This is a genomic window from Haemophilus parainfluenzae (assembly GCF_003252725.1).
Lineage (GTDB): Bacteria > Pseudomonadota > Gammaproteobacteria > Enterobacterales > Pasteurellaceae > Haemophilus_D > Haemophilus_D parainfluenzae_L.
In genome coordinates, this window is sequence record NZ_QEPO01000020.1 from 1 (window position 1) to 2,405 (window position 2,405).

General features: G+C 44.8%; 3 protein-coding genes. All 3 read right to left on the reverse strand.

The annotated features are described in order from the left end of the window. Nucleotides 1-110, reverse strand: a 110-nt coding sequence (locus tag DPV85_RS09740) for a tail protein X (protein ID WP_207798049.1), incomplete at its 3' end; no start/stop codon positions are given. Beyond that, nucleotides 88-1,029, reverse strand: coding sequence for a phage tail protein (locus DPV85_RS09745; protein ID WP_111327860.1), 942 nt, complete (start codon nt 1,027-1,029; stop codon nt 88-90). The genes DPV85_RS09740 and DPV85_RS09745, both read right to left, overlap by 23 nt. Beyond that, on the reverse strand, nt 1,029-2,405 hold a 1,377-nt coding region (locus DPV85_RS09750), incomplete at its 5' end, for a phage tail tape measure protein (RefSeq protein WP_111327861.1). The genes DPV85_RS09750 and DPV85_RS09745, both read right to left, overlap by 1 nt.

The following is a 2,405-nucleotide window of genomic DNA, read 5'->3' on the forward strand; positions in this document are numbered from 1 at the left end:
GCATTAATAATGCGTTCAAAGTCCAATGCGTTGCCATAGTAGTAATAGGCAAGATTATCCCAACGCTCGCCTTGTTTTACGGTATGTTTAAGTACGGTCTGTTGTGTCATCAATTACGTCCTCATCTTTGCGTAAAACGACCCAGGCGGTCATTTCTGCCACGGGTGCTGCTGCGTTATCAATCCGCTCATTAATATCGCTCAGTGCGCTATCAGCGGGTTTAAACCAACTATCCCAATCTGTTCCCCCAGATTGTGTCCCTAACGCTAGGCTATCTTTCATAGACATTAAATCTTCATAAATCCCCGCACCTTCCCTGGCTAAATCGCTCGCCGCTGGCAGCACTTTATGCACACCTTCCAGCAAATCTCTCATCCCGGTAAGCTCGCCAAAATTACCAATCGCCCCATCAAGATTTTTTAAAATACCTGGTAAATATGCCAACGCAGCAGCTGGGTCATCAGATAGCTGTCGAACAACTGCCACGGTATCTCTAACGCTGTCAATAATTTGTCGGCCTTGGTTAAATAACTCCGCACCTTTTTGCACGGTTTCTTTCACCTGGGATAACGCTTTTACCGCACCAGCTGGCAAAATAGATCCGAGCAAGGAGTTGCCACCAATATTTAATGCTGCGCCTAAATGGTTGTCTTCAATATCGCCTACGAATTCCAGCAAGTTAATATTCATCTCGCGGCATAGCGCGTTCCCGAACTTATCTGTAAACAAGGTGACAGATGAAATATCGGTGATCACAAAATTACCCTTATACTTCCCGCGACCAATAATTAATGGCAGCGCGGCTTGTTTTGATTTCGCCCCTAACAATTCCTGGTAGCGGCGCTCAACACCACCAAGAGTATGATGTAAGCGAATAGCAAAATTAAGCTCTGTGAGCTTCTCGCCCATAGCTTGCAAGCGGGGTTTTCCTTTTAAGACCGCATGCTCTGCGAAATCTGCTGCATGGGTTTCGTTGAAGTCAGTTAAATCAACAGGCTCAAACGCCACACTTCCTAACATAAAATACATTAATATGCTCTCCGTTGCTGTTGGTCTAACACGCGCTTCAACATCATTTCAAACTCGTTTAAACTCATCTTTAAGCCTTGTTGAACCTGGTTTAAAACGCCGTTTCCGTCACCATTTGAGCCGCCATTGACATTGATTGTCGGGTTAAAATTCACCACCACACTATTGGCAGCCCCAACGGCTTGTGGCATGACGTCCGCACGATTGAGTGGCTGATAATTTGCAAGAACGCCTGTGTTATGAGTCACACCATTTAACCCCACAGCCCCCGCAAGGTTATCTGACGCCGCTTCTGCGATGGATGTTGATTTATCCATCCCAATCGCCAACCCCTCTACAACATTCACACCATAGCCTTTAAACACTCGGCTTGGCGAATGAATACCCAGCTTATCAGCAAACCACCCCTTAATGCCGTCGCCTAAATCGGAAACAATCTTTTTCGCTTCTTCCCAGGCGTTTTTAATACCGTTCACTAATCCGTCTATCATATTTCGGCCAAAATCCATAAACTTAGCCGGCACATCAATTCCGAACCAGGAAAGCACAGAAGAAAAGACTTGCTGGAATAAAGTCAAAGGCGACCAGCTTAGAATGGTCGATGTGATATTTCCGATGCCGGATGTGAAGAAATTGCTGATATTTGTCCAGGCAGTTGAGCAGAAATTTGTGATGCCGTTCCAGGCGTTAGAAAACACCCCGGAAACCTTGCTCCATAATTCAGAGAACCATGGCCCAACTTTCGCCCAATTTTCATAAATCAAATACGCCGCAACCGCAATCCCCGTAATGATTAACCCGATTGGATTGGTAAGCAAAGCACGACTCATCATCAAGATCGCTTTTCCAAACATCATCGCGCCTTTTATTACGTATCCGATTAAATAACCAAGACCAAGTGACAGTTTGCTGATTGCTGAAAATAAAAATTTCCCTAGAAATACACCCAGGAATTTCCCCGCTTTAATAAACGGCAATAATCCAGCCGCCACAAAAGAAAAGGCAGAGTGGAGCGTTAATAAGCCGCCAACAACAGCCGCAACACCGCCACCAATCGTCAAGACCCATTCCATAATTTGCGGGTTAGTTTCCACCCATTTTGTGATGCTATAAATGACTGGTGTGATATTTTCAACAAATGAAGAAATCACCGGCAAAAATGCTGATCCAATTTTGGTGGCCAATTCCGAAATGCTGCTTTTTAGCTTGGTGAGCTTGTTTTCTGCTGTATTACTACGGTTTTCAAACTCGCGCTGCATTGATCCGATATATTTTAAATTCCCTTGCTCATCGGTTTCTTGTAATAACCCTAACTGGCGATTGTATTCCCCGGTATTTTGCGCGAGTAACAATACATCGTCGGCATATTGTTTACC